This is a genomic window from Citrobacter sp. Cpo065 (assembly GCF_030332805.1).
GTDB classification, from domain to species: domain Bacteria; phylum Pseudomonadota; class Gammaproteobacteria; order Enterobacterales; family Enterobacteriaceae; genus Citrobacter; species Citrobacter portucalensis.
In genome coordinates this window covers 389,663-415,352 of record NZ_JAOWHC010000019.1, presented here as the reverse complement: position 1 = coordinate 415,352, position 25,690 = coordinate 389,663, and the positions used below count along the sequence as shown (strand labels likewise).

Annotated in this window: 25 protein-coding genes and 2 pseudogenes; 16 read left to right on the top strand and 11 right to left on the bottom strand. The window is 51.8% G+C overall.

Going from position 1 to position 25,690, the window contains the following annotated elements; translation table 11 throughout:
- The first annotated feature begins 13 nt into the window (after positions 1–13).
- From gluQRS to OGY68_RS02540, 14 genes and pseudogenes are all read left to right on the top strand, one after another.
- Complete coding sequence (gene gluQRS, locus OGY68_RS02600; RefSeq protein ID WP_057066630.1) at positions 14–910, top strand: tRNA glutamyl-Q(34) synthetase GluQRS; 897 nt, start codon at positions 14–16, stop codon at positions 908–910.
- 71 nt (positions 911–981) lie between these two features.
- Positions 982–2,379 (top strand): polynucleotide adenylyltransferase PcnB, encoded by a 1,398-nt coding sequence (pcnB, locus tag OGY68_RS02595; RefSeq protein WP_204192014.1) that lies wholly within the window; start codon positions 982–984, stop codon positions 2,377–2,379.
- 51 nt (positions 2,380–2,430) lie between these two features.
- Positions 2,431–2,922 (top strand): 2-amino-4-hydroxy-6-hydroxymethyldihydropteridine diphosphokinase, encoded by a 492-nt coding sequence (gene folK / locus OGY68_RS02590; RefSeq protein WP_003829228.1) that lies wholly within the window; start codon positions 2,431–2,433, stop codon positions 2,920–2,922.
- Between the two features lie 120 nt (positions 2,923–3,042).
- On the top strand, positions 3,043–3,834 hold the full coding sequence (gene panB, locus OGY68_RS02585; RefSeq protein ID WP_057066628.1) for a 3-methyl-2-oxobutanoate hydroxymethyltransferase: 792 nt from the start codon (positions 3,043–3,045) through the stop codon (positions 3,832–3,834).
- Between the two features lie 78 nt (positions 3,835–3,912).
- Positions 3,913–4,767 (top strand): pantoate--beta-alanine ligase, encoded by an 855-nt coding sequence (panC, locus tag OGY68_RS02580; protein WP_008786233.1) that lies wholly within the window; start codon positions 3,913–3,915, stop codon positions 4,765–4,767.
- 95 nt (positions 4,768–4,862) lie between these two features.
- Positions 4,863–5,243, top strand: coding sequence for an aspartate 1-decarboxylase (gene panD / locus OGY68_RS02575; RefSeq protein WP_000621526.1), 381 nt, complete (start codon positions 4,863–4,865; stop codon positions 5,241–5,243).
- Between the two features lie 271 nt (positions 5,244–5,514).
- On the top strand, positions 5,515–6,120 hold the full coding sequence (locus OGY68_RS02570; protein WP_057067429.1) for a fimbrial protein: 606 nt from the start codon (positions 5,515–5,517) through the stop codon (positions 6,118–6,120).
- 79 nt (positions 6,121–6,199) lie between these two features.
- The gene (locus OGY68_RS02565) at positions 6,200–6,952 is read left to right on the top strand and encodes a fimbrial chaperone (protein WP_057067428.1); all 753 of its coding nucleotides are present in this window, start codon (positions 6,200–6,202) and stop codon (positions 6,950–6,952) included.
- Positions 6,953–6,975: 23 nt separating this feature from the next.
- Positions 6,976–7,056, top strand: a pseudogene (locus OGY68_RS22900) (hypothetical protein); the annotation flags it as partial.
- Positions 7,032–9,614 (top strand): annotated as a pseudogene (locus tag OGY68_RS02560) (outer membrane usher protein); the annotation flags it as partial. The pseudogenes OGY68_RS22900 and OGY68_RS02560, both read left to right, overlap by 25 nt.
- 34 nt (positions 9,615–9,648) lie before the next feature.
- A complete protein-coding gene (locus OGY68_RS02555; protein ID WP_057067426.1) occupies positions 9,649–10,230 on the top strand; it encodes a fimbrial protein in 582 nt (193 codons plus the stop codon).
- Positions 10,231–10,256: 26 nt separating this feature from the next.
- The gene (locus OGY68_RS02550) at positions 10,257–10,820 is read left to right on the top strand and encodes a fimbrial protein (RefSeq protein WP_057067425.1); all 564 of its coding nucleotides are present in this window, start codon (positions 10,257–10,259) and stop codon (positions 10,818–10,820) included.
- A gap of 14 nt (positions 10,821–10,834) precedes the next feature.
- Positions 10,835–11,434 carry a fimbrial-like protein gene (locus OGY68_RS02545; RefSeq protein WP_057067424.1) on the top strand — a complete coding sequence of 200 codons (600 nt, stop codon included), beginning with the start codon at positions 10,835–10,837 and terminating at the stop codon, positions 11,432–11,434.
- Positions 11,435–11,442: 8 nt separating this feature from the next.
- Complete coding sequence (locus tag OGY68_RS02540) at positions 11,443–12,507, top strand: fimbrial protein StkG (RefSeq protein ID WP_267445251.1); 1,065 nt, start codon at positions 11,443–11,445, stop codon at positions 12,505–12,507.
- 1 nt (position 12,508) lies between these two features.
- On the opposite strand, the gene OGY68_RS02535 is transcribed toward OGY68_RS02540, so the two are convergent.
- The 4 genes from OGY68_RS02535 to OGY68_RS02520 all read right to left on the bottom strand — a co-directional run bounded on the left by OGY68_RS02535 (position 12,509) and on the right by OGY68_RS02520 (position 16,037).
- The gene (locus OGY68_RS02535; RefSeq protein ID WP_048236119.1) at positions 12,509–13,738 is read right to left on the bottom strand and encodes a polysaccharide deacetylase family protein; all 1,230 of its coding nucleotides are present in this window, start codon (positions 13,736–13,738) and stop codon (positions 12,509–12,511) included.
- A gap of 61 nt (positions 13,739–13,799) precedes the next feature.
- Complete coding sequence (locus OGY68_RS02530) at positions 13,800–14,240, bottom strand: PTS sugar transporter subunit IIA (protein WP_057067422.1); 441 nt, start codon at positions 14,238–14,240, stop codon at positions 13,800–13,802.
- 103 nt (positions 14,241–14,343) lie between these two features.
- The gene (locus OGY68_RS02525) at positions 14,344–15,114 is read right to left on the bottom strand and encodes an ABC transporter permease (RefSeq protein ID WP_003829467.1); all 771 of its coding nucleotides are present in this window, start codon (positions 15,112–15,114) and stop codon (positions 14,344–14,346) included.
- Positions 15,111–16,037, bottom strand: a complete 927-nt coding sequence (locus OGY68_RS02520) for an ABC transporter ATP-binding protein (RefSeq protein WP_003829469.1) — start codon at positions 16,035–16,037, stop codon at positions 15,111–15,113. The genes OGY68_RS02525 and OGY68_RS02520 overlap by 4 nt, the downstream gene beginning before the upstream one ends.
- Positions 16,038–16,145: 108 nt before the next feature.
- Here OGY68_RS02520 and can point away from each other — a divergent pair, with 108 nt between their 5' ends.
- Positions 16,146–16,808 carry a carbonate dehydratase gene (gene can / locus OGY68_RS02515; RefSeq protein ID WP_008786227.1) on the top strand — a complete coding sequence of 221 codons (663 nt, stop codon included), beginning with the start codon at positions 16,146–16,148 and terminating at the stop codon, positions 16,806–16,808.
- A gap of 70 nt (positions 16,809–16,878) precedes the next feature.
- Here can and hpt read toward each other — a convergent pair whose 3' ends face one another.
- From hpt to cueO, 3 genes are all read right to left on the bottom strand, one after another.
- Entirely contained in the window at positions 16,879–17,415 is a 537-nt protein-coding gene (gene hpt / locus OGY68_RS02510) for a hypoxanthine phosphoribosyltransferase (RefSeq protein ID WP_003018658.1), read from the bottom strand.
- Positions 17,416–17,666: 251 nt separating this feature from the next.
- Entirely contained in the window at positions 17,667–19,322 is a 1,656-nt protein-coding gene (gene tcp, locus OGY68_RS02505) for a methyl-accepting chemotaxis citrate transducer (RefSeq protein WP_057067421.1), read from the bottom strand.
- Between the two features lie 183 nt (positions 19,323–19,505).
- On the bottom strand, positions 19,506–21,122 hold the full coding sequence (gene cueO, locus OGY68_RS02500) for a multicopper oxidase CueO (protein WP_057067420.1): 1,617 nt from the start codon (positions 21,120–21,122) through the stop codon (positions 19,506–19,508).
- 153 nt (positions 21,123–21,275) lie between these two features.
- On the opposite strand from cueO, the gene OGY68_RS02495 reads away from it, so the two are divergent.
- On the top strand, positions 21,276–21,623 hold the full coding sequence (locus OGY68_RS02495) for a YacC family pilotin-like protein (RefSeq protein WP_032941691.1): 348 nt from the start codon (positions 21,276–21,278) through the stop codon (positions 21,621–21,623).
- Between the two features lie 30 nt (positions 21,624–21,653).
- Here OGY68_RS02495 and OGY68_RS02490 read toward each other — a convergent pair whose 3' ends face one another.
- From OGY68_RS02490 to OGY68_RS02475, 4 genes are read right to left on the bottom strand one after another with little or no spacing between them, the layout of a single operon-like run.
- Complete coding sequence (locus OGY68_RS02490; RefSeq protein WP_032942381.1) at positions 21,654–22,421, bottom strand: DeoR/GlpR family DNA-binding transcription regulator; 768 nt, start codon at positions 22,419–22,421, stop codon at positions 21,654–21,656.
- Positions 22,422–22,430: 9 nt separating this feature from the next.
- Entirely contained in the window at positions 22,431–23,414 is a 984-nt protein-coding gene (locus OGY68_RS02485) for a D-threonate 4-phosphate dehydrogenase (RefSeq protein ID WP_008786220.1), read from the bottom strand.
- Positions 23,404–24,675, bottom strand: a complete 1,272-nt coding sequence (gene dtnK, locus OGY68_RS02480) for a D-threonate kinase (protein ID WP_057067419.1) — start codon at positions 24,673–24,675, stop codon at positions 23,404–23,406. Before dtnK ends, OGY68_RS02485 begins: the two co-directional genes overlap by 11 nt.
- Positions 24,672–25,625 carry a 2-keto-3-deoxygluconate permease 1 gene (locus OGY68_RS02475; RefSeq protein WP_048214928.1) on the bottom strand — a complete coding sequence of 318 codons (954 nt, stop codon included), beginning with the start codon at positions 25,623–25,625 and terminating at the stop codon, positions 24,672–24,674. Before OGY68_RS02475 ends, dtnK begins: the two co-directional genes overlap by 4 nt.
- Positions 25,626–25,690: the final 65 nt, after the last annotated feature.

Below are 25,690 nucleotides of genomic sequence, written 5' to 3'. Positions count from 1 at the left end.
GTTAGTCCGCAAAATGAGCGATTCACACTATATTGGCCGCTTCGCCCCTTCCCCTTCCGGCGAACTGCATTTCGGCTCACTAATTGCCGCCCTCGGGAGTTACCTGCAGGCTCGTGCCCGGCGTGGAATCTGGCGAGTACGCATTGAAGATATTGACCCCCCTCGTGAAGTTCCCGGTGCTGCAGATACGATTCTGCGTCAGCTGGAACATTACGGACTGCACTGGGATGGCGATATTTTATGGCAATCCCAACGTCATGATGCCTACCGCGAGGCGCTCGCCTGGTTACATCAACAGGATCTGAGCTATTACTGCACCTGTACGCGGGCGCGTATTCAAAGCGTCGGCGGTATTTATGACGGCCACTGCCGTGAGTTACGCCTCGGACCAGAGCAGGCGGCAGTCCGCATAAAGCAACGTCACCCGGTGATGCAGTTTACTGACCAACTGCGCGGTGAAATTCAGGCAGATCCACAGGTTGCAGGCGAAGATTTTATCATTCACCGTCGCGACGGGCTGTTTGCCTATAACCTCGCCGTGGTGGTTGATGACCACTTTCAGGGCGTAACGGAGATTGTACGCGGCGCCGATCTTATCGAACCCACGGTGCGGCAAATCTCTTTGTATCAGCAGTTTGGCTGGCAAGCGCCTGACTATATTCATCTTCCGCTGGCGCTCAACGAACAAGGCGCTAAACTTTCAAAACAAAATCATGCACCTGCGCTGCCGCAAGGCGATCCGCGTCCGGTGATTATTGCCGCGCTGCGCTTTCTCGGCCAGCGTGCCGATATCCCGTGGCAGGATATGCAGGTTGATCAGATCCTGGAGTTTGCCGTTGAGAATTGGCGTCTGACAACGGTGCCTGAATCGGCGATCTTAAATCCGGCATTCTCAAATGCATCATGCTGAGCTATGATTAGCCGCTATTTTTACACAGCAACACTTGTTCTGATTGAAGTTTGACACTACCGAGGTGCACTATTTTTACCCGAGTCGCTAATTTTTGCCGCAAGGTGCTAAGCCGCGAGGAGCGCGAGGCTGAGCTCGCCGTCGCCCGTCCACATATGACGGTAATTCCGCGTGAGCAGCACTCTATCTCCCGCAAAGATATCAGTGAAAATGCCCTGAAGGTAATGTACAGGCTCAATAAGGCCGGATACGAGGCATGGCTGGTTGGCGGTGGTGTACGCGATCTTTTGCTGGGCAAAAAGCCGAAAGATTTTGATGTCACCACTAACGCAACGCCGGATCAGGTGCGCAAACTGTTTCGTAACTGTCGCCTGGTCGGTCGCCGTTTCCGTCTGGCCCATGTCATGTTCGGCCCTGAAATTATCGAAGTGGCGACGTTCCGCGGCCATCATGAAGGCAGCGAATCCGATCGCACAACATCGCAGCGCGGGCAAAACGGTATGCTGCTGCGTGACAACATCTTCGGCTCCATCGAAGAAGATGCACAGCGTCGCGATTTCACGATTAACAGCCTGTATTACAGCGTGGCCGATTTCACCGTACGTGATTACGTTGGGGGAATGCAGGATCTCGAAGAGGGCATCATTCGCCTGATCGGTAATCCGGAAACGCGCTATCGCGAAGATCCTGTGCGCATGCTGCGCGCCGTACGCTTTGCCGCCAAGCTCGACATGCGTATCAGCCCGGAAACCGCAGAGCCGATCCCACGTCTGGCAACCTTGCTTAACGATATTCCTCCTGCACGCCTGTTTGAAGAAGCGCTCAAGCTGTTACAGGCGGGCTATGGGTACGAAACCTATAAAAAACTGCGTGAGTACAGCCTGTTCCAACCGCTGTTCCCAACCATTACGCGCTACTTCACCGAAGACGGTGACAGCCCAATGGAACGCATCATTGCCCAGGTACTGAAGAATACCGATAACCGCATTCACAATGATATGCGCGTTAACCCGGCGTTCTTGTTTGCTGCCATGTTCTGGTATCCGTTACTGGAAGCCGCACAGAAAATTGCGCAAGAAAGCGGTCTGGCCTATTACGATGCTTTCGCGCTGGCAATGAACGACGTGCTGGACGAAGCCTGCCGCTCGCTGGCGATCCCGAAACGTTTGACCTCACTGACCCGCGATATCTGGCAGTTGCAGTTACGTATGTCCCGTCGACAGGGCAAACGCGCCTGGAAGCTGATGGAGCATCCAAAGTTCCGCGCAGCTTACGACCTGTTAGCGCTGCGTGCTGAAGTCGAACACAACGCGGAATTGCAGCGACTGGCGAAATGGTGGGGTGAATTCCAGGTTTCTGCGCCGCCAGAACAAAAAGGCATGCTGAACGAGCTGGATGAAGAGCCAGACGCACGTCGTCGCCATCGTCGCCCGCGTAAACGCGCGCCACGCCGTGAAGGCTCCGCATGACCTATCACGTATACCCAACAAATTTCGAGTCGCATCAAGGTGGTGACACAGATGCAGCTTGAAAAACGACGGGTATATATCGCCCTCGGCAGTAATTTAGCCTCCCCTCTGGAGCAGGTTAATGCTGCCGTGAAAGCGATCGGGGAAATCCCTGACAGCCGAATCGTGGCTGTCTCCTCATTTTACCGTACGCCACCATTAGGCCCACAGGATCAACCCGATTACCTGAACGCCGCCGTCGCACTGGAAACCACCCTCGCGCCGGAAGAATTACTCAATCACACCCAACGCATTGAGTTACAGCAGGGTCGGGTGCGCAAAGCCGAACGCTGGGGACCACGAACGCTGGACCTCGACATTATGCTGTTTGGCGATGAAGTGATTAACACCGAACGTCTGACCGTACCGCACTACGACATGAAAAACCGTGGTTTTATGCTGTGGCCGTTATTCGAAATTGCCCCTGAGCTTATCTTTCCAGATGGTATCAGCCTGCATCAGCACCTCACCCATCTTGGTGCTGCAAAACCTGCACACTGGTAAAGTATCTTCTCCCCTTTAGCGTTTACTGCTTTAGCGCCAAACGATTGCTTAAAACAATTGCCCCCCTGAATGTGACTGTTAGAATGCCGATAAATATGACTTTCATCATCAGGAAATGTTATGAAACCCACCACTATTTCACTGCTGCAGAAATGCAAGCAAGAGAAAAAGCGCTTCGCGACTATCACCGCCTACGACTACAGCTTCGCTAAGCTGTTTGCCGATGAAGGCATCAACGTGATGCTGGTCGGTGATTCGCTGGGCATGACGGTACAGGGGCACGACTCCACCCTGCCCGTCACCGTTGAAGACATTGCTTACCACACCCGAGCAGTGCGTCGCGGCGCACCGAATTGTCTGCTGCTCTCCGACCTACCGTTTATGGCTTATGCCACTCCGGAGCAGGCGTTTGAAAACGCTGCGGTAGTTATGCGCGCGGGCGCTAATATGGTCAAAATCGAAGGCGGCGCCTGGCTGGTAGATACGGTGAAAATGCTCACCGAACGCGCGGTGCCGGTTTGCGGCCATCTGGGATTAACGCCCCAGTCGGTGAATATCTTCGGCGGCTATAAAATTCAGGGCCGCGGCGACGCCGGGCAGGTACTGCTGGATGATGCGCTGGCCTTAGAAGCCGCTGGCGCTCAGTTGCTGGTGCTGGAGTGCGTGCCGGTTGAACTGGCGAAGCGCGTCACTGAAGCGCTGTCGATCCCGGTGATTGGTATCGGCGCCGGTAACGTCACCGACGGACAAATCCTCGTCATGCATGATGCCTTTGGCATTACCGGTGGCCATATCCCGAAATTTGCGAAGAATTTCCTCAATGAAGCAGGCGACATGCGCGCCGCAGTGCGGCAGTATATGGCTGAAGTGGAGTCCGGCGTTTATCCGGGTGAAGAGCACAGCTTCCACTAATTTTCTGACCGTGCCGGATGACGACGCTACGCGTCTTATCCGGCCCACGGTACCTCAGGCAACTCAAGGAGTCTTGTCGTGTTAATCATTGAAACCCTGCCGCTGCTGCGCCAGCATATTCGTCGTCTGCGTCAGGAAGGCAAACGCGTCGCACTGGTTCCCACCATGGGCAACCTGCACGACGGCCATATGAAACTGGTCGATGAAGCAAAAGCGCGGGCTGATGTGGTGTTCGTCAGCATTTTCGTTAACCCGATGCAGTTTGACCGACCAGACGATCTGGTGCGCTATCCACGCACCCTGCAGGAAGATTGCGAAAAGCTGAACAAGCGTAAAGTCGATTATGTCTTTGCTCCGGCCGTTGAAGAGATCTACCCGCAGGGTCTGGAAGGCCAGACTTTCGTTGATGTTCCCGGCCTCTCTACCATGCTGGAAGGCGCCAGCCGCCCAGGCCACTTCCGTGGTGTTTCCACTATCGTCAGCAAGTTGTTTAACCTGATCCAACCCGATATCGCCTGCTTTGGTGAAAAAGATTTCCAACAGCTGGCGCTGATCCGCAAAATGGTAGCGGACATGGGTTATGACATTGAGATCGTGGGCGTACCGATTATTCGCGCCAAAGACGGTCTGGCCCTCAGCTCACGTAACGGGTATCTAACGGCAGAACAGCGTAAAATTGCGCCAGGCCTGCACAACGTGATGAACGGTATCGCTGAAAAGCTGATTGCGGGTAATCGTGAGCTGCAAGAAATTATTACCATTGCCGAACAAGAACTGAATGAAAAAGGCTTCCGCGCCGACGATATTCAAATTCGTGATGCCGACACGCTGCTGGAGTTGACTGAAACCAGTAAACGCGCGGTGATTCTGGCCGCAGCATGGCTGGGTCAGGCTCGTCTGATCGATAATCAAAGCGTTACATTAGCCCAGTAGACAGGGGTTAAAAATCGGGCAATACTGCCTGAAGATTTCTCAAAGCAGGCCAGTCGCGCCTGCTTAGCCAAGGTAAACGACAGGGTATAGAAGTTATGATTCGCACCATGCTGCAAGGCAAGCTCCACCGCGTAAAAGTCACGCAGGCGGACCTGCATTACGAAGGCTCCTGCGCCATCGACCAGGATTTCCTCGATGCCTCAGGTATTCTGGAAAACGAAGCTATTGATATCTGGAACGTGACCAATGGTAAACGTTTCTCAACCTATGCCATTGCGGCTGAACGCGGCTCCAGAATCATCTCGGTGAACGGTGCAGCGGCGCACTGTGCTGAAGTTGGCGACATTGTGATTATCGCCAGCTTCGTCACTATGTCTGACGAAGAAGCCCGTACATGGCGTCCGAAAGTGGCCTATTTCGAAGGCGACAACGAAATGAAACGTACTGCAAAAGCCATTCCGGTACAGGTCGCCTAGATCTCACCACTAATACAACTCATCAAGATAAACATATTTTTGATGAGTTGTATTTAAAACCTATAAATAATATTATTTATTATCTATCTTATTTATTAAGTAATACACTTTAATTATACTTAAAAGAACTTAAAGCATTTCTAATAATCTCCCAATTCCCTTTCGTCATCGCCCTCTATAAAATACGCTCCGAAATTCAATATTTCAAAAAATAAGATATATGAAATTATATCTTATGTTTATATTTAAAAACTAAATATGGATATTAGAAATGTCTTTTAGAAAATATGGTATGGCAGCCGCTGTTGCAATGATTTTGAGCGCAGGCTCTGCAATGGCATCGAATTCAGATACGGGTACAATTACTTTCCACGGCCTGGTTTCTAACAACACCTGTAAAATCTCTCTCGATAATAAAATCGATCAAGACGGTAACGATTTTGACGTTAATCTGGATACCGTTTTCGTTAAAAACTTTGCGGACGCGCTGGGTGAGAACAGTACTCTGGGCGAAAAACAATTCGCTCTGAACCTGAGCGAATGTGATAACGCAACGGTAAAAGATGCCTCCGCTCAGTTTGATTCCTGGGGTGGTTCCAGTTCTACGTCTGGTGGCCTGTTAGTACCGCCGGCTAACCTACAGGGTGCGGCAGAAAACGTTAACCTGGTGCTGTCTAACAACGGCAACGGCGCTACCGATCTGATCAAAGTTGACCAGACTAACAACACGCAGAAAGCCACTATTTCCGCTGATGGTACCGGTGACCTGTTCTACCGCGTAGCCTACACCCAGGGCCAGAAGTGGAATGCAGAAAGCAGCCCGGTAACGGCAGGGACAGTACAGGCGCAGGTTGCCTTCACCGTTGTTTATAACTAATCCTTTTATTTAAAAAGATTAGCCAATCCCTCAGCGACTGTGCTGGGGGATTTTAAAGTGTAGCTACAGGGAGGGTAAAATGGTCAATACGGTTATTACAAAGGGATTTAAAGCCACCGGCTTCGCTGCTGCGGCCTTCTCGGCATTTACAGCGTTCCAGGTCAACGCGGATATCGTCATTTCTGGAACACGTATTGTGTACCCGCAGTCATCAAAAGACGTGATTGTGAATCTGGATAACCGGGGGAATAAACCACTACTGGTGCAAACCTGGTTGGATGACGGGCGTGACGGTGTTGATCCTCAGGAGCTAAAACTGCCATTTGTCATTACTCCCCCGGTATCTCGTATCGATCCACAAAAAGGACAATCCTTACGCATTACGTATATGGGTAGCGCATTACCTCAGGATCGGGAATCACTGTTTTGGTTTAACGTGCTGGAAATCCCGCCAAAATCAAAAGCGAAAGAAGGCGAAAATTTAAATCAACTTCAACTCGCCTTTCGCACGCGTATCAAATTATTTTTTCGTCCAGATGGTCTGAAAGGCACGCCTGGCGATGCGGCTGAAAATCTAAAATGGTCGCAGAAAAAAGAAGGCAATACGTTTTCACTGTTTGCCCAGAATGATAGCCCGTACAATGTTTCCATTTCCAACGTTAAATTTAAAGTGGGCGGCAAAGAATATACCGTCGACAGTAAATCTGTCTTGCCCTTCAGCGGGATAGGCATGCCCGTAAAAAATCTTTCGAGTAATACCAGTGGTACAGTTATCTATAACACCATTAATGATAATGGCGGTACAGATAAGCGAGAAGCCAAAATCGACTAATTAATAATAATTACGCTTCAATATTGTGGGCAACAATAGCCCACATCAATTATTCGGATAAAGAATGCTATTTCAACGCTCATTACTATGCCTTGCTATTGGCGCTGCGCTCCCTTTTTCTGTTTCTGCTGCAAATTCAGAATCAGCTAAAACCATTGTCGAGTCAGATGAAGCCGTAGAATTTAACGAGCAATTTTTACTTAACAGCGGTGCGAATATCGATATTAGCCGGTATACGTATGGCAACCCGGTACTAGCCGGAACCTATCGTGTAAAAGTAAACCTTAACAATGCGTTGAAATCCACCTCTGAAATTACCTTTAATGAAAACGGTACGCCGCGCGCCAGCGCGTGCCTGACGCCACTTTTACTCACCCTGGCAGGTGTTGATCCCACCTCGATGAGCGATGATTTCGAGGCCGATGACAACACTTCATGCCTGGATATAAAAAAATACTACCCTGGAGCTACGGCAACTTATGATTCCGGCAAACAGGCAATGGATCTTAACTTCCCGCAAATTTATATCCTGAAGCGCCCCGCCGGGTATGTTGACCCTTCTCTGTGGGAGGATGGTGTTCCAGCAGCAATCGTCTCTTATGATATGAACGCGTGGCACAGTGAAGGCAATGGTACGACATCCGATACCGCCTACATGGGCCTGCGTTACGGTTTAAATATGGGGCCGTGGCGTTTGCGTTCCCGAGGTAGCCTTAACTGGAACAAAGAGACCGGTAGCGAATACAACAATCAGGACGTTTATTTACAGCGAGATATCACGGCGCTGAAAGCGCAAATGGTGATAGGCGATTCCTATACCCGTGGCGATGCGTTTGACTCCTTCAGTCTGCGCGGGACACGCATGTATAACGACGATCGCATGCTGCCGATGGGCTCCAGCAACTATGCGCCCGTCATCCGCGGCGTAGCCAACAGCAACGCCAAAGTCACGGTGATGCAAAGTGGCAATAAAATCTACGAAACGACCGTACCGCCGGGCGCGTTTGAGATTAACGACCTCAGCACCACGGGCTACGGTAACGATCTGCTGGTTACCGTAGAAGAAACCGACGGCAGCAAACGCAGCTTTTCTGTCCCCTTTTCTTCTGTCACCCAAATGTTACGCCCCGGCGCGACACGTTGGGATATCGGCGTCGGTGAACTGAACGATGATTCTTTGCATGATAAACCACAGGTGGGTTACGCGCAGTTTTACTATGGCCTGAACAACACCTTTACCGGCTATATTGGCGCGCAATATACCGATATGGATTTCTATGCCGGGTTATTAGGCCTGGCAATGAACACCGGCATTGGCGCATTCGCCTTTGATGTGACGCAATCTCACGCCAGCATTGATGATCTAGGCACGCTCAGTGGGCAAAGCTACCGACTGACATACAGCAAAATGATAGAAGCGACCAATACCTCGTTTAACGTCGCCGCTTATCGCTTTTCCACCGAAGATTACCTCAGCCTGAATGACGCTGCGTCTCTGCAAGACAGTGTTAAACACCGGCAATACGCCCAGCAAAGTTACCAATCAGGTGATGAGCTTTATGCTGATTACCAGCGCACCAAAAACCAGGTGCAGGTCAGTATCAACCAGCCCTTAAACCAGGGAGAAACTGCCTGGGGTTCTGTGTATGTCAGCGGAACATGGCAAGATTACTGGAATGATGCGGGATCAACGGCCAACTATAGCGTGGGTTACAACAACAGTTTTGCCTACGGCAGCTATAGCCTGTCGGTACAACGCGCCTATGACCAGAACGGCAATAAAGACGACAGCATCTATGTCAGCTTCAGTATTCCACTGAGTATGTTTTCCCACAGCGGAGAACGCTCTGGCGGCTTCTCCAATATCAACATGGGCCTGCGCTCTGACATGAAGGGCGGTACTAACGTCAACTCCACCGCCAGCGGTAACACCAAAGATAACGACATCAGCTACTCCGTTAGTGCCGCCTCCAGTAGCGGTAATTACGGCAATCTGAATCAGGTGAGCGGCTTTGGTTCCCTCAACAGCAGTTACGGCCCATTAGGGCTTTCCGCTTCTTTTGGCGACGACAATAGCCAGCAATATTCCGCCAGCTACAGCGGTGGCATGGTGCTGCATTCTGGCGGTATAGCGTTCGCGCCGGGCAGCATTGGCGAGAGCGACGCCGTCGCGCTGGTAAAAGCCAGCGGCGCGAAAGGTGCAGGGTTAGGTTACAGCAGCAGTGAAATCGGCAGCTCAGGCTACGGCATTTTGCCGTATATGTCGGCCTACCGCGAGAACCGGGTGTCGCTGGATATCAGCACGCTGGAAAACGATGTTGAAATCAAAAGTACCAGTACCGTTACCGTACCGCGTAGCGGTGCCGTCGTGCTGGTCAATTTTGAAACCAATGAAGGGCGCTCACTGATTCTGGAATTACTGCGCAGCGATAAAGGTTTTATTCCTTTAGGCGCAGATGTCCTTAACGAGAAAAATGAAACTGTCGGTACCGTAGGCCAGGCCGGGCAAGCCTACGTGCGCGGCGTAGACCCACAAGGCGAACTTCGCGTGGTGTGGGGCAGTGGTAAAGAAAGCACCTGTACGGTGCATTATCAGTTAACCGCAACCACGGCAAAAGCGGGGCTAACGCCCGTATTAAGTAACCAACTTTGCCACATGTAATGACCTGTTTAGGGAAAAACTAATGAGAGTTTATATGAAAAGAAACCGCCTCAGTCTTCCCATCGCGGCCTTTGTCGCGATGGCAGCCTCTGGAAACGCGCTTGCTGCTAATTCCACTAACCTTGATGTTAATTTCACGGCCACTATTTTAGAGACGACGTGTAACATGAAGTTAGTCGGTGGTCAGGGTAGCGACACTGTGCAAACCTTAACAATAGGCAATGCTAACGGTGAGGTTAGACTCGATGATGTGCGAAATAATGCGGCAACGGCGAATTTCCAGATTGTGATCGTCGAATGCCCGGCATCGCTCAGCTCATTAAAAACAACGGTCACCGGTACGCCGTCAGGCTATCTGCTCACCGGGATAACCAACTCACTGGCGAAAGGCACTGGCGTTTCAGATTACTCCGCCGTCACCATCGCGCGACAAACCGCATCAACCACCCCTTTTGTCATTAACTCAACCGCTGATGCAGAACGTTTGGTCTGGACGGAAACGGAGATCTCGAATAAATCCGTACCGTTGGTCGCTTCTCTGCAAGAAACCAAGGCCAGTTCACTGACCGTGGGTAGATTTGAAGCCACCGCTGTATTCGAATTTGAATACGATTAATTCGCGCAGAATAACGGAGAACTCCTATGAAATTTAACTCAGCATTACTCGCTTTATCCGTTTCTGCCATTTTATTTTCCGGCATGGTTAATGCGGCAATTAGCGGCACCGACAGCGTGCAAATGACCTTCACATCAACGGTAACCACCGGTACCTGTAACGCTAGCGTGGTTAATGGAGCGGGGACAGAAACCGCAGAAATCGGTTTTGGCGATGTTTATATCTCCGATATCGCGAATAAAACACGTATTGAACCCCTGAAAATTAAATTCACTAACTGCTCCGGGGTCGACATCGCCACTGTAGCCGCCAAGCCGGGTTCTGGCGGGGGATGCTCTGGCCCAAATAGCAATGGAGATTCCTTTGCGGCTGGCTTGGGCACAGGTTTTGAAGTGTGGTCCGGCGAGGCGGACACCGGCCTTATGCTGAGCTGCAAAAGGCCGCCAGCAGCGCAGGAAGTGACTATTACCGAAGGTGTCGGCGAGTTTCCCATGAATTCACGTATCGTTGTCGCGCAAGACAGAACGATAAGTGATGTGAAAACAGGCTCCGCGTTCGCACCGGTCACCTTCACCGTTACCTACCCGTAAAGCAGGTAATGCACATGCAACAATTACCGTTCTTTTTTCGCCAGCCCGGTCTTGTGTTGCTTGCGGGCCTGACGAGTGGGCTGGCGTCTGGGGTAAGCCAGGCAAGTGCTGGTTTGGATATCAACCTAACGGCCAATATCATCAACAACACTTGTCAGCTGAGTCTGGAAAACGGAGGGGAGATTTATCTCCCCACTGTTGCACGGGCATGGTTTTACCATAGTGACGGCAGCAGTAAATATGCACCAACCGATGATGCTGGCGGCACACCTTTTAACGTGCGGCTCGAAGACTGCGCAGATAACAGCAGTATCAAGCAACTGATGTTCAGTTTTACGCCGCAATCTGGCTTCTGGAGCAACCAGAACCAGGTTTTCAAAAATGATGCCACGGTGGATGCCGCGCAAAACGTCGGTATCGTCATTTTTTCTGCGGACGCTAAAACTAACGTCTTAAACAGCGATGGCAGTTCAAATGTTGTTTACGACGTCAGCGAGAAAAGCAGTTCACAGTATTTAACGGATTATCAGTTTTACGCGCGCTATCAGAATACGGGCGCAGTTGTCAGCGGCGTTGTCACTAGCAACGTCTTGGTTGACGTCAGCTACGAATAAAAGGATTTATGATGAAGCTCTCCCCTCACCTGGCCGCGTTGTTACTGTTGGGCGCATCCGGTGCAGCATATGCTGACCAGGAATGTAAATTTTACAATGATACAACGCGAGAAATCATGTCTCCTGGTACTGCACCGACGATCACCTTCCTGCCTTCCGTGCCTAGCGCTACGTTGCTGGCGAGCAATATCATTATGGAACTCACCCCGCAGATGCAAAGCCACTGCATGATGGGGATTGATGGCGAAGATGTCTTCTCAATGACGGACAGCAGCTTATTAATCGGCTCTGTCGATGGGAAGGCGTTGTTTCGTACTAACATTCCGGGCATTGAGTACACCATCGGGCTCTACCCCGACGGACGACCGCTAACCGCATGGTTCCTCACCAACACCAGCTCATATACCGAATCTGCGATATCTAATGATAATGAAAGCTACTTCAGTGAAAAAAAATGGCATGCGGTCATGGATATCTACCAGCTACCGGGCTTTAGCGGCGTGCCTGAAGGCATCGGTTTTCTTAGCGCCGTCGGCGGCCCGATCGGTCATATTGTGCTGGGAAACCCCAGTAGCTCTGATGGCAGCGACCATCCTCGTCCACTGATTACGATGTCAGATGCCACATTTTACATTCCATTCTCCGAACCGACCTGCATTCTTACAGCCCCCACCACCGTGAATTTAGGCGACTGGTACCGAAGTGACGTGGAGAAAGACCAAACCACCGAGGTGCCTTTCCAGATTAGCGGCACCTGTACCGGGACGATTGAAGTCTCGTTCGTGGCTAAATCATCGTACACCACAGCGGATAAAAGCTTATTCACCAATTCGATCACCAGCAACGCCAGCATCACCGCGGCTGGCGGCGTCGGCGTGAAAATAAGCTCTCCAGCCTATTCACAAATGCATGCCGACAGCACAGCTGAAGTCATTGCCGTGGGTGAGACAATCGGAATGCCTGTAACCTCGGTAAACGCTAACTTTAAGGCAAAGCTTGTCAAAACAGGGACGGAAGCCGTAACCCCTGGCATTTTCGGAACGTCTGTCACCTTCCAGATAACCTACCAGTAAACTACCCCTGCGGCTGATTGACTATCAGCCGCGACATTGTTTCCAGCGAATCCGTCCGCAGGATATACAGCCGCTTTAGCAACATCGGGTTATCGCCAGGCTTCACCTTCCCTTTCACCGTCGTCACCGCCAAATGAAAACCGGCATCATGCGCCGCTTTCACCGCCGTCGCGTTATAGCCGCCAAACGGGTAGGAAAGATAGAGCACATGCGGATTAAATTGCCCGAGCGCCCGACGGGAGTGTTCAAAATCAAACAGAATATTGTGATAGTTACGGCTGAGTAAAATTGGTCGTCGCTGGCCATCCACCCGATGCAAGAAATGGGTGTGCGACTGGAAGTCGAAAACATCTTTAATCCCTTCCAGCTCGGAAATACTCATAAACTGCAGCGATTTCGGATCCCACTTCTGTGGGTGGCGCTTGATACGTGAGCTAATGATAAACGCCGTCGCCTTAAAGCCATACTGCTTGAGGACGGGATGCGCATAGCGGCTAACGGACTTCAGGCCATCATCGAACGTAATAACGACCGAACGCGCCGGAAGGTTTGCGCGATTATTGAGGTAGTCTTCTAACTGATACATCGTCAGCGTGGTATAGCCCATATCTCGCAGCCAGGTCATCTGGTTACTGAACGCGCGCACTGATGTGGTGGTGGAGGTATGACGAAAACGCGTGTTCTCTTCATCGCGCAGAATATGATGGTAAGTCAGAATCGGGATACCGTTATCCTGCTGAGCATCCAGCGCGCTGATATAGGCCAGCCGCTCGCCGATGCGAATCTGATACCAGGTCTGATTCAGTCTGTCTTTCAGCCGACTGAGCACCGGGTAGCGTAGATTCTCAGCCAGCGTACCAAACGGCGCACTGCCTACGTCCGGCGCGTTATAGACCGGAGTATCTTTCCAGGTAATCAGGTTCTGGTTACTCAACGGTTTATTTAAGTCACCCAGGCCGTCTTCCACACGCTGACGCCCCTGCACAGATTCCAGGTGCCCTTTGTCGATGTAGCCTTTGCCAAAGCCGAAGTTGAAGGTGTAGTAATCCTTTGCATCCGGTTCAACGGCAATAATCTGTCCCGCGCGTAAATTACCGACAGTCTCCGTCTTATTGCCAATATGCGCCCAGATCACCGCATCTTCCGTGGTTTGCATATAGCGAGCGGGCAAGGCCGCACCTACGCCACCAGAAAACAGGAGCAACAGAACAAACAGAACGCGCATAACCATATGATTTAACCGAGGCGAGAAACCTCGGTTATTGTAGCAAAAGCATCATCAATACCAATGATTAATACTCATACAAATCATGCTTCAACACGAAGGGGGGATTTTTTTGTTGTTGATGCCAGAGGCTGGAGACTTCGGGGCCGCCAAGCGCGACGATGCAATCGCGAAACGCAGAACTGCTCAGCGATTCCCGTGACGAAATCATTCGCTCAAGCAATGGATAGTTGATACCTGAAATCACTTCGCACTGGGGATGTTTATGACTCATTAACGAAGCCACACGGTAAGGCGCAGCCCCGGCCATATCCGTCAGGAATACTACCCCTTCACCAGAGTCTGTGGCATGCAGAGCATGGCACATCATGCGGCTTAACATATTCGAGCTGAGCCCACGCCAGAAACTTACCGCCTGACATTGCTCCAACGGACCGTACTTTTTCTCCAGACGATGCAGCATATCCTGTGCCTTATCGTCATGACAGGTAATTACCCAACCTAACATTGCCTACCTCCTTAGCAGGCAAGTAGTTTATCAGGGTGATAAATCGGTAATGGTGATAAGCATCAAAAGTCTTCCTCTCCCGAGTCAGGAGAGGAAGAAAGAATTAGCTACGCAGGCCGCGTCCGCGCTGAATCAGGTACCAGCACAGCAAGTAAAACGCCGCAATGAACACCACCAGCACGCCAAACGTGGTGACCAGCGGAACATCGTGAATACCCAGGAAGCCGTAGCGGAAGCCGCTAATCATGTAGACAATTGGGTTCAGATGCGACAGTCCTTGCCAGAACGGCGGCAGCAGCGTTAACGAATAGAACACGCCACCCAGATAGGTCAGCGGTGTCAGCACGAAGGTGGGGATCAGGCTGATATCGTCAAAGGTTTTTGCAAAGACTGCGTTCAGCAAACCGGCCAGCGAGAACAGTACCGCCGTTAACACCAGCGTGAGCGCCACAAAGACCCAGGAATGCACCTGGAACGGCACGAAGAACAGTGAAATAGCCGTCACCAGAATGCCTACGCACAGGCCACGCGCCACGCCGCCGCCGACAAAACCGGCGATAATCACGTGCGTCGGCACCGGGGCGACCAGCAGCTCTTCGATATTGCGTTGAAACTTGGCGCTAAAGAACGACGAGGCCACGTTGGCATACGAGTTGGTGATCACTGCCATCATAATCAGCCCCGGTACAATAAACTGCATGTAGCTAAAGCCATGCATTTCGCCGATACGCGAGCCGATCAGGTTACCAAAGATAATAAAATAGAGCGTCATGGTGATGACGGGAGGCACCAAAGTCTGGACCCAGATACGCATAAAGCGGTGGATCTCTTTCGCCCAGATGCTTTTCAGCGCAACCCAGTAAAGCTGCATCATGCGCGATCTCCTTGTTTTTCATGCACCAGAGAAACAAACAGTTCTTCCAGTCGGTTCGCTTTGTTACGCATACTCAATACCTGAATGCCCTGTGCGCTCAGCTGAGAGAAGACGCTGTTGACCCCTTGTTCACGCAGAACCTCCACTTCCAGCGTGGAAGTGTCGACCAGTCGGTACTGATAACCTTCCAGTTTCGGCAGCGGACTTTTTGGTGCCAGATCGAGGATAAAGGTCTCGGATTTCAGCTTGGAGAGCAGACTCTTCATCGAGGTGTTTTCCACCAGCTCGCCGTGCTGAATAATGCCGATATTACGACACAGCATTTCCGCTTCTTCGAGATAGTGAGTGGTCAGAATAATGGTGGTGCCTTTGTCGTTTAAATCCTTTAAAAAGCCCCACATTGAACGACGCAGCTCAATGTCAACGCCCGCCGTTGGTTCATCCAGAATGAGTAATTTCGGCTCGTGCATCAGCGCACGGGCAATCATCAGACGACGTTTCATCCCACCAGACAGCATGCGCGCGCGCTCGTTACGTTTTTCCCATAAATCGAGCTGCTTTAAATATAGTTCGCTGCGTTTGACCGCTTCTTTATGCTCAACACCGTAGTAACCCGCCTGGTTGACCACGATCTGCTGCACGGTTTCAAACGGGTTAAAGTTAAACTCCTGCGGTACCAGGCCAAGCTGGCGTTTCGCGTTAACCGTATCTTTTTCAAGATCGTATCCGAAGACACTCACCCGCCCGGAGGTTTTATTCACCAGCGAGCTGATTATTCCAATGGTGGTGGATTTTCCTGCGCCATTCGGTCCCAAAAGCGCATAAAAATCACCCGCTTCGACTTGCAAATCTATCCCGCGTAACGCCTGAACGCCACCGGGGTAAGTTTTTTTAAGTTGTTGAAGTTCCAGAGCAATGGTCATGTTTTTATACTTACCTTACGTTCTGACATTTTATATATAGTTTAAATAATGATGGAGTTACCCTATATTAGCCCATCGAATTTATCTGGCTTCGGGTCGTGCTACTCCATGAAAGACATAGATACACTCATCAGCAACAATGCACTATGGTCAAAGATGCTGATAGAAGAAGATCCCGGATTTTTTGAAACGCTGACACATGCCCAGAATCCGCGTTTTCTATGGATTGGATGTTCCGATAGCCGCGTTCCCGCTGAACGATTAACCGGTCTTGAACCGGGTGAATTATTTGTTCACCGCAATGTTGCCAATCTGGTTATTCACACCGACCTGAACTGTCTCTCAGTGGTTCAGTATGCGGTGGATGTGCTGGAAGTGGAACATATTATTATATGCGGCCACTATGGATGCGGCGGCGTCCAGGCGGCGATTGAAAATAAAGAACAGGGGCTGATTGATAACTGGTTACTGCACATCCGCGATATCTGGTTCAAACACAGCTCACTGCTGGGCGAAATGCCGCAGGAACGTCGTATGGACACCCTGTGCGAACTAAATGTCATGGAACAGGTCTATAACCTGGGCCACTCAACCATTATGCGTTCAGCCTGGAAGCGCGGTCAGAAAGTGACCATTCACGGCTGGGCTTACGGTATTCATGATGGCCTGCTGCGCGATCTCGACGTCACCGCCACCAGCCGCGAAACGCTGGAACAGCGCTATCGCCAGGGGTTGTCTAACCTGAGTCAGAAACACAGTAACCATAAATAATGTGACATTGCCGGGAGGCGGCGACGCCTTACCCGGCCTACAAACCTGCGCCATCAGGCGCTCCAGCCAGTTACTCGTCCAGCAGCACCACTTTGCCAACATACGGCAGATGGCGATAACGCTGGGCATAGTCAATGCCGTAACCGACCACAAACTCATCAGGAATTGAGAAGCCGATAAACTCGACCGGAACATTCACTTCACGACGAGAAGGTTTGTCCAGCAGCGTACAAATAGCCAGGGATTTCGGCTCGCGCAGGCTCAGAATTTCACGCACTTTGGACAGCGTATTGCCGGAGTCGATGATGTCTTCGACAATCAGCACGTCCTTGCCACGAATGTCTTCATCCAGGTCTTTCAGAATTTTAACATCACGCGTGGTAGACATTCCGCTACCGTAGCTGGATGCCGTCATGAAATCGACTTCGTGAGAGACATGCACTTCACGGCACAGATCCGCCATAAACATAAATGAGCCACGTAACAGACCAACCAGCACCATATCGCTGCCGCTGTCCTTGTAACGTTCGTTAATCTGGCGCCCCAGTTCAGCAATACGCGCTTTGATCTCCGCTTCCGGGATCATCACTTCAACAGTATGTTTCATAAACCCTATAACTCACTGATTTTTATCAGTTGACACATCATGCAGATCGAAAGAAAGCGCTTACGTTGATACACCGACTGACAGACGGCGACCCGCTCTAACCACAAAACTTGCGACAGCATACAAACAATTCAGTTGATGAAGTATACCAGTAAAGAGAGCGGGTTCCTCTGATAGTTCACAGGAGAACCCGTTTGCGTCGTTTTTTGTACGCTTATTAATCAAAACCAGGAGCGCACGGCAGCCTGTGGCTAAAACGTTTCCCAGTGCGGGTCTTGTGGCGAACTCCCCGCAGAGGTCGATCGTGGAGTATCCTTAGGTGGTTTTCGATGCTCACTGTTGGAGGCATCGCGAGTGATGCGAAATGCCGCCACGGCCAGGCGTAACTGTTCAGCTTGTTGTTCCAACGAAGCGGCTGCGGCGGCAGACTCCTCTACCAGCGCGGCGTTTTGTTGTGTGACACTGTCCATCTGCGAGACCGCGAGACTCACCTGCTCAATCCCCCGACTCTGTTCCTCCGAGGCTGAGGCGATTTCCCCCATGATGTCCGTCACGCGGGTGACCGCTGCGACAATCTCTTTCATCGTTTTACCCGCGTCCGACACCTGCTGAGATCCCATCCCCACGCTGTGGGTTGAGTTATCAATCAACGCTTTGATCTCTTTGGCTGCCTGAGCGCTACGGCTTGCCAGGGTACGGACTTCACCCGCCACAACAGCAAATCCGCGTCCCTGCTCTCCTGCTCTGGCAGCCTCAACCGCCGCGTTGAGCGCCAGGATATTGGTCTGGAAAGCAATACTGTCGATGACGCTGGTGATCTGCGCAATTTGCTGTGAACTACCGGCAATTTCACTCATCGTGTGCACGACAGTATCAACAACCCGTCCACCACGTGCGGCAGTATCAGACGCATTCTTAGCCAGTTGAGTCGCCTGTTTCGCATTGTCCGTATTTTGCTTCACGGTCGCGGTAAGCTGTTCCATGCTGGCGGCTGTCTCTTCAAGTGAAGCAGCCTGCTGCTCAGTACGCGAAGACAGATCGTTGTTACCTGATGAGATTTCCGTTGCGCCGCTATGAATCGTTTCTGAGCTGTTACGCACCGACGTGACTGTCGAAATCAGCGACTGTCGCATTTCATCTAAGCCCGTGGCCAAACGTCCCATTTCATTACGTCCCTGGACGTCGAGTTGATGGGTCAGATCACCACGGGTAATAATGCGGATATGCTCCATGATCTGCGCCAGGGGTTTAAGCAGCATATGCTGCAACCCACTCCAGATCATGCCCAGAACGATGAGCACAGCGACGACAATTGCCCCTAACGTCCATTGCATGCGGGTAAAGCTGTGCTGATTCTCCGCCGCCGCGTGTTGCAGCAACGCGTTGTTTTCGTTACGCCACTGGTCATAGCTGGCTTCCATTTCATCCTGCGCCTTCTGAGCATCAAGATCGCCATAGGCCTGATAGTTATTCGCGCGCAGATACTCTATCGATAACGCCATCACGTCGTGCATCTGCCGATACTGTTTTTCCATTTCAGATGCAATTTGCGGATTCTGCCCCGACACCTGCGGCAATGACTGATAATGCGCGAAGTATCCCTCAGCCTTCTTCATCGACTCACTCGCCGTCTTTAGCAAAGTATCAATGGCCGCCAGTGAGGCCGGATCGCGTTGATTCTTTAAGAAACGAATTGCTACGCGGGTTACCGTTACTCGGGTTTTAATCAGCGTATTGACGCTATCACTCAGATTTTCCTGTTGGGCATTCAGGGTGCCTGAGTTCTGAAAATTATGGCGATCATTGTTTACCGCAGAATAAAAAAAGCTTCCTGTCACGACCTGTAGCAAACAGAAAATGGCGAGAACCAGAAGAATGCCGGTAATAACACGCACATTTTTAATCATAGTATTTCATCCATTGAACTCACATTGGGTACCCAATGATTATCGGCTTCAAAGGCGATTACTTTATGTGCAATAGCAGAATTTGCAGGAGGAGGGAGTCGTGCGGTGAAACGCTGTAAAGAGACTGTGTCTTATCCGGCCTACGAGAGATTTCTGCAGGCCGGATAAGCACAGCGTAATTTTTTAGACGGTGAAGCCGAGCATCATCCCGGTATCTTCATGCTCTAACAGATGGCAGTGCGCCATATAGGCATGCTCTTTTGGCGCGTCGTGGTCAAACTTCACTAACACCTCGCTCACGCCGCCTTCTACCCGCACAGTGTCCTTCCATCCCGCGCGGTGTGCGGCAGGCGCTTTGCCATTCTCAGACAGAATGCGGAACTGCGTGCCGTGAATGTGGAACGGATGCAGCATCATGTCGCCCTGGCCGGAAATCACCCAGCGTTCGTGCTGACCTTTCGCCGCGGCAAACATCGGTTTATTCATATCAAATGCCTGGCCATTAATCCGGTTGGCATTATGGAAGTCGAATGTTCCATGCTTCATGTTGCCCATGTCGCCATGCTGCATATTCCCCATCTCACCGTGGTTCATATTGCCATGATTCATATTGCCGTGGCCCATATTGTCATTATTCATATGGCCCATCATCTTCCCATGATCCATACCCGCCATGGCCTGACCGCCGTATTTCTTCATCAGCATTTGCATGCCCATCATATCGAGCATCGGATCCATCGACAGCTGCAGCTTGCGCACCGTCAGCCCTTCCAGTGACGGCAGCGATGGCATGGATGTCAGCGAATCTGGCAGCGTGCCGGAAGCGGTAATCAGCAACGGTTGAACGCGCATCACCGGGTGCGGCTTATCGAATGGCGCAATCGCCATCCCCATCTGACTGACTGGCAGAGTGACCAGATCAAAAGCTTTGCCGTCACTGACATCCACCAGCACTTCAAAGCGCTCGCCCATCAGCATAGGAAGCTCGGTCACTTTTACCGGTTCAGCCAACAGTCCACCGTCGCTGGCAATGACGTACAAAGGACGATTGTCGCTGGCCGCAATGTTCAGTGAGCGTGCATTACAACCATTCAACAGGCGTAGACGCAACCAGCCACGCGGTGCGGCATGCTGAGGATAAATCGCCCCGTTGGTCAGCAGCGTATCGCCAAACCAGCCGACTGCGGCGGTCATGATGTCCAGTTGATAATCAACCTGCCCATCAGCAGAGAACTGTTTATCCTGAATAATCACCGGCACATCATCAATGCCCCACTGCTTAGGCAGCATCAGCTTGCGAATCTCTTCATCTTCAATCAGCACCAGTCCGGCCAGTCCCATAGCTACCTGACGGCCGGTCTTTCCATGCTGATGCGGGTGGAACCAGCAGGTCGCCGCCCGCTGATCCGGCGTGAAGGTCACTGAACGTTTCCCGCCCGCCGGGATAATGCCTTGCGGCCCACCGTCGACTTCACCGGGGATTTCCAGACCGTGCCAGTGCAACGTCGTCTCTTCGGCAAGCTGGTTATGGATATCCACGGTCACCGACTGCCCTTTGTTCAGCTTGACCGCAGGTCCGAGTAAATTGCCGTTATATCCCCAGGTCGTCGCTGTTTTACCAGCAAAGCTCGATTTTCCGGCTTGCACCACCAATTGCATACGGTTTGAGGCATCCGCGGTTAACAGGTCAGGAATGGGCAATGCAGGGCGGTCTGCGGCAAATACGCTCCGGCTCCACAGAGGTAACGCTGACGCGACGCCCAGCGCCACGGAGTACTTTAAAAAGTCACGACGTTGCATAATCACTTCCTTATATTCAGCAGCTTAAGCAGGCTATCTTTTAAGCATAAGCCTTCCCCTTACGGGAAGGTCAAGTGAACGGCTAATAATAAAGGTCGTCGCTTCGCTCGCAGTATGCTAACGTTTAAATTCCGTGATGCAGTGGTAGAAGCAATGAAGACGTTTTTCAGAACAGTTTTGTTCGGCACCCTGATGGCCGTATGCGCAAATAGCTACGCGCTCAGCGAGTCCGAAGCCGAAGATATGGCCGATTTAACGGCAGTTTTTGTTTTTCTGAAAAATGACTGTGGATACCAGAATTTGCCTAATGGGCAGATTCGTCGCGCACTGGTCTTTTTTGCCCAGCAAAACCAGTGGGACCTGAGTAATTACGACACCTTCAATATGAAAGCGTTGGGTGAAGACAGCTACCGCGATCTCAGCGGTATCGGTATCCCAACAGCAAAGAAATGCAAAGCGCTGGCGCGTGACTCTCTGAGCCTGCTGGCCTACGTTAAATAATCTCCGGCGCAATCAGGGTTGAGAGTGCAGTTACTCTGGCTGTACCAGCGTCAGGGCAACGGATTGCGCTTTTAATTCAGCCTGCGCGTTTGGCGGTAGATTCACATCGGTAACAACATCGGTAAAGCAACTAAGCGGCGCGACGTTAAATAACGAATGTGCGCCGTACTTACTGCTATCCGCCAGCAATACCTTCCGTTGGGCATTCGCAATAATTTCCTGCTTTAATCCCGCTTTGTCTTCCGTTGGCGTGGTTACACCCTTTTCCATACTCCAGGTGTTACAGCTCATAAAAGCAATATCAGGATAGACGCTGCGCAACATTTTCCGGCCAAACTCACCAATACAGGACTGGCTGCTGTCATCGATGCGTCCACCGACGATCGTCACCTCTATCTGACGGAATTCTGACAAAAACAGGGCAATATGCAGATCAACGGTAATCACTCGCAGCGGCAAATGCGTCAGACATTTTGCCAGCTCCAGCATTGTGGTACCGGCATCAAGCACCACGGCATCGCCCGCACGCACCATTGAGGCGGCAAAACGCGCAATCGCCCGTTTCTCAGCAGGCGATCGCAGTTGCTTTTCGTTTGTGGTTGGCTGCGCCGCTTCAAAGCGTCGTAACGCAACACCGCCGTGGCTGCGGCTGATCACACCCTGTTCATCCAGCTTGATGAGATCGCGCCTGATCGTTGCTGGAGAGGCGTCAACCGCGTCAACCAACTGTTCCACGGTAACCAGCGTATGATTTTTCAAATACGCCACAATCTTATCCAGACGGTGTTGCCCTTTCATAACAGTAAATTACGCCAGTTGCATTGCCAGTTTGATCGATACGGCCATGCTCTCAGATTTTGCTTTTCCCGTCCAGGCGATATCAAATGCCGTACCGTGATCGGCAGAGGTACGAATAAACGGTAAACCTGCTGTGATATTTACACCATCATAGAAACCCAGCAATTTCAGCGGGATATGCCCCTGATCGTGGTACATCGCCACCACCATGTCATACTGACCTTCATAAGCCTGTAAAAACACGGTATCCGGAGGGCACGGACCGTAAACATCCATCCCCTTCGCTTTCATATTCTCAATCGCGGGTCCGACAATACGAATTTCCTCATCGCCAAACAGGCCATTCTCTCCGGCATGTGGATTCACCCCCGCAACGGCAATACGCGGGTGTGCAAAGCCTACGCGCTTCAGGAAGGTATCCGCGATACCAATCACCGTTTCGACACGTTGCCCATTGAGCGTATCAAGGAATTTGCGCAGTGCGATATGCGTCGAAACATGGATAACTTTCAGCTTATCGGTGTACAGCACCATCGCATAGTCGCGGCTTTCGGTCAGCGTTGCCAGCAGTTCGGTATGCCCAGGATAATTGTGTCCGCCGAGATGCAGCGCTTCTTTGTTCAACGGCGCGGTCGCGATGGCATGTACATCCCCCTTCATCGCCAGTTCAGTCGCCCGCTTCACACAGCGATAGGCCAGATCGCCCGCCTGCGCCTGCACTGTACCAGGGACCAGTTCGTCAGGTTTCGCCAGCGGTTCATCAATCACATGAATCGTATCTGGCGTGAATCTGGCATCGGCGACCTGTTCAATAGCGCGAAATGTTACTCCGTCAGCCAGCCCCTGAGCCTGTAACCGCTGCAGCGTTTTTAGGCACCCAACCACCACCAGCGGTGCACCATTAAGTTCATCTTCGCGTAGCGCTTTAACAATAATTTCCGGACCAATCCCCGCCGGATCTCCCATCGTAATCGCAATTGTTTTAGTTACCACGGTACATCTCCTCAATAAAATACAGCGCATCGCAAAGGGTCGTATCAGAACCGAATCCACCCGCTTTGGTAATAACCGGCAAGTCGTCAATCTCGCTATTCACAAACGTTCCGCACGGAATACAGGGGGCGACCTCACTGTGGATGCGATACCCTTCAGCACCCAACGCACTGGCGACCGCCGTGGCAATATCGCCTCCGGTCAGGAACAATCCGCCGATACGTGCTTGTTCAATAATGCGCAGCGTTATCTCCCCTAGACGCTGACTCAGCAGTTCTCCCAACTGCTGGCGACTCATCCCCACGTTGAAACACAGCGTGTCGATCATGTCCCGGTCTTCTGCACATCGACTGGTGCGTAAGATCGTGTGCTGCTGCTGGCTCAGTTGCGCGCAAGCCTGTTCAATAACAGAGTCCATTTCCGGTGCAAATGACGATGCAACCAACCGCGCGGCATCGATATCAACGACTTTTGCCCGACCTTGACACACTGCTTTTTCCACCTGACGTCGCGTTGCCTCACTCATTGAGCCAGCCACAACCAACACCGGTAATTCCTGCTTTTCTTGCATAAACGTTGCGGCCGGTAGCGCATTGGCCAGCCCTGCCGCCCCTACGAGCAGCGGCATCTGTTTTTGCTCACAAACCGCCTGCGCAATGAGCGCGAGATCTCGCTCTTCCACGGCATCCACCACCACCATACATTCGCCGGCTTTTGCAAAAGCACTCAGCAGCGCACTCAAACTTCCCCGACGCACATCCACCAGCGACACCTCATGTACAGGGACATCGCTTTGCAGCGCGACCAGTTCAGCAATACGCGAAGAGTGAATAGGCGTTTTTGGATCGCTGGCGAATTCCGTTTCCAGCAGCGGCACACCATGGACCAGGCACAAGCCATCCTGCGTGGTGCGCCCGGCAGCAGGAATTGCCGCCGCAATCACGGCCAGCGTCCGACCGGCTGTACGCATGGCTGCAGTGACTTCAGCCCCCACATTGCCACGAAATGTCGAGTCTATTTTTTTGTATACCAGCGGTGTTGCTTCGCCCTCACACCATGGTGCTAACGCTTGTTGTACAGCCGCGGCGGCCTGCGTTGCCGGCATCGCCCGGCTTTCCGTATTGATGACCAGAACATCGGCGCGGCGCGACGGTTTCTGCGCTGGGGTCAGCATTACTTCGGTACGCGCCCCTTTTTTCGCCAACTGTACGCCGGTATCGTTAGAGCCCGTAAAGTCATCGGCGATAACGATCATTTTCATGCTTTCTTCTCCTGCACGGTCTGACGAGACTGCCTTTTCGCGACCCACGACGTAAGAATTGGCGTCAGAATAGCGGTTGTAATGACTGACGCAGCGATCAGCGGCGCTGCCGCAGCGGCAACCTCTGCCAGCGAGGGATCGGCCTGTGCTATGGCCAGTGGCGTCGCGACGGCGTTCCCCGCCGTACTGGATGCCGCAGCACCAGCAATACCACTCCCGCCTACCAGACGATCGGCACGAATGTTAAAGAAGCCGCCCACAAAGGTGGTCAGCACACCCAGCAGAATGCCCGCCAGACCACCTTGCAGCAGCATTTCCAGGTTAATACCGGCTCCAAGTGCAAACGCAAAGAAAGGAATGAGCAGTGGACCGCCTTTGGTCAGGAAGTCACGCATATTGGCGTCGAGGTTACCGAGGATCATGCCAACCACCAGCGGAACAAGAACCGCCACCAGCGCCATGATAGGAATATTTGCCATACCCGCCGCGCCCAGCGCGATCATGGTAAAGAAAGGCCCGTCATTCAGAGACAAAATGGAGATCGCACCGACATCACGTTCATTGCCAAACTCGCCAACCAGCGCCGCGTAAAGCCCGCCATTGGAGTTACTCATTGCCGCAATAATGGCAACACCGCTTAAGCCAAAGATGCCCTCCGCGCCAAACAGGTGTTCAACCCCGAGACCAATTGCAATCGCGACCAGTAACTTGGTCAGCGTAATCGTGCCGCCTTGTAGCAAAGCTTGCGGCGCCGCCTTTACGCTAATTCCCGCCCCCATACAGAGCAGGAACGCGCCAATCAAGGGAGCCGCGCCATTTTTAAATAAAGCCGTGGTGAATCCACCGATCTGCAACGCCTGCGGGGCAAAAGTGTTGATAATGGCACCGATAACCAACGGCACAACCATCATGCCGCCGGGTACGCGTTCTATTGCCTTCTTGATGTTCATGGTCTTCCCGCCTGTTGTTATGTTGTGATTAAATAAAATCACAACGATTATATTCAATCAAAATC

What these genes read in the sequence shown, in the direction of transcription:
- OGY68_RS02495 (WP_032941691.1), top strand. Translation starts at nt 21,276, where the DNA reads ATGAAGACGTTTTTCAGAACAGTTTTGTTCGGCACCCTGATGGCCGTA.
- OGY68_RS02535 (WP_048236119.1), bottom strand. Translation starts at nt 13,738, where the DNA reads ATGGTTATGCGCGTTCTGTTTGTTCTGTTGCTCCTGTTTTCTGGTGGC.
- OGY68_RS02565 (WP_057067428.1), top strand. Translation starts at nt 6,200, where the DNA reads ATGGTCAATACGGTTATTACAAAGGGATTTAAAGCCACCGGCTTCGCT.
- can (WP_008786227.1), top strand. Translation starts at nt 16,146, where the DNA reads ATGAAAGACATAGATACACTCATCAGCAACAATGCACTATGGTCAAAG.
- tcp (WP_057067421.1), bottom strand. Translation starts at nt 19,322, where the DNA reads ATGATTAAAAATGTGCGTGTTATTACCGGCATTCTTCTGGTTCTCGCC.
- OGY68_RS02555 (WP_057067426.1), top strand. Translation starts at nt 9,649, where the DNA reads ATGAAAAGAAACCGCCTCAGTCTTCCCATCGCGGCCTTTGTCGCGATG.
- folK (WP_003829228.1), top strand. Translation starts at nt 2,431, where the DNA reads ATGCAGCTTGAAAAACGACGGGTATATATCGCCCTCGGCAGTAATTTA.
- OGY68_RS02550 (WP_057067425.1), top strand. Translation starts at nt 10,257, where the DNA reads ATGAAATTTAACTCAGCATTACTCGCTTTATCCGTTTCTGCCATTTTA.
- OGY68_RS02570 (WP_057067429.1), top strand. Translation starts at nt 5,515, where the DNA reads ATGTCTTTTAGAAAATATGGTATGGCAGCCGCTGTTGCAATGATTTTG.
- dtnK (WP_057067419.1), bottom strand. Translation starts at nt 24,675, where the DNA reads ATGAAAATGATCGTTATCGCCGATGACTTTACGGGCTCTAACGATACC.
- gluQRS (WP_057066630.1), top strand. Translation starts at nt 14, where the DNA reads ATGAGCGATTCACACTATATTGGCCGCTTCGCCCCTTCCCCTTCCGGC.
- panD (WP_000621526.1), top strand. Translation starts at nt 4,863, where the DNA reads ATGATTCGCACCATGCTGCAAGGCAAGCTCCACCGCGTAAAAGTCACG.
- OGY68_RS02490 (WP_032942381.1), bottom strand. Translation starts at nt 22,421, where the DNA reads ATGAAAGGGCAACACCGTCTGGATAAGATTGTGGCGTATTTGAAAAAT.
- OGY68_RS02545 (WP_057067424.1), top strand. Translation starts at nt 10,835, where the DNA reads ATGCAACAATTACCGTTCTTTTTTCGCCAGCCCGGTCTTGTGTTGCTT.
- OGY68_RS02525 (WP_003829467.1), bottom strand. Translation starts at nt 15,114, where the DNA reads ATGATGCAGCTTTACTGGGTTGCGCTGAAAAGCATCTGGGCGAAAGAG.
- panB (WP_057066628.1), top strand. Translation starts at nt 3,043, where the DNA reads ATGAAACCCACCACTATTTCACTGCTGCAGAAATGCAAGCAAGAGAAA.
- OGY68_RS02520 (WP_003829469.1), bottom strand. Translation starts at nt 16,037, where the DNA reads ATGACCATTGCTCTGGAACTTCAACAACTTAAAAAAACTTACCCCGGT.
- OGY68_RS02475 (WP_048214928.1), bottom strand. Translation starts at nt 25,625, where the DNA reads ATGAACATCAAGAAGGCAATAGAACGCGTACCCGGCGGCATGATGGTT.
- OGY68_RS02530 (WP_057067422.1), bottom strand. Translation starts at nt 14,240, where the DNA reads ATGTTAGGTTGGGTAATTACCTGTCATGACGATAAGGCACAGGATATG.
- cueO (WP_057067420.1), bottom strand. Translation starts at nt 21,122, where the DNA reads ATGCAACGTCGTGACTTTTTAAAGTACTCCGTGGCGCTGGGCGTCGCG.
- hpt (WP_003018658.1), bottom strand. Translation starts at nt 17,415, where the DNA reads ATGAAACATACTGTTGAAGTGATGATCCCGGAAGCGGAGATCAAAGCG.
- OGY68_RS02540 (WP_267445251.1), top strand. Translation starts at nt 11,443, where the DNA reads ATGATGAAGCTCTCCCCTCACCTGGCCGCGTTGTTACTGTTGGGCGCA.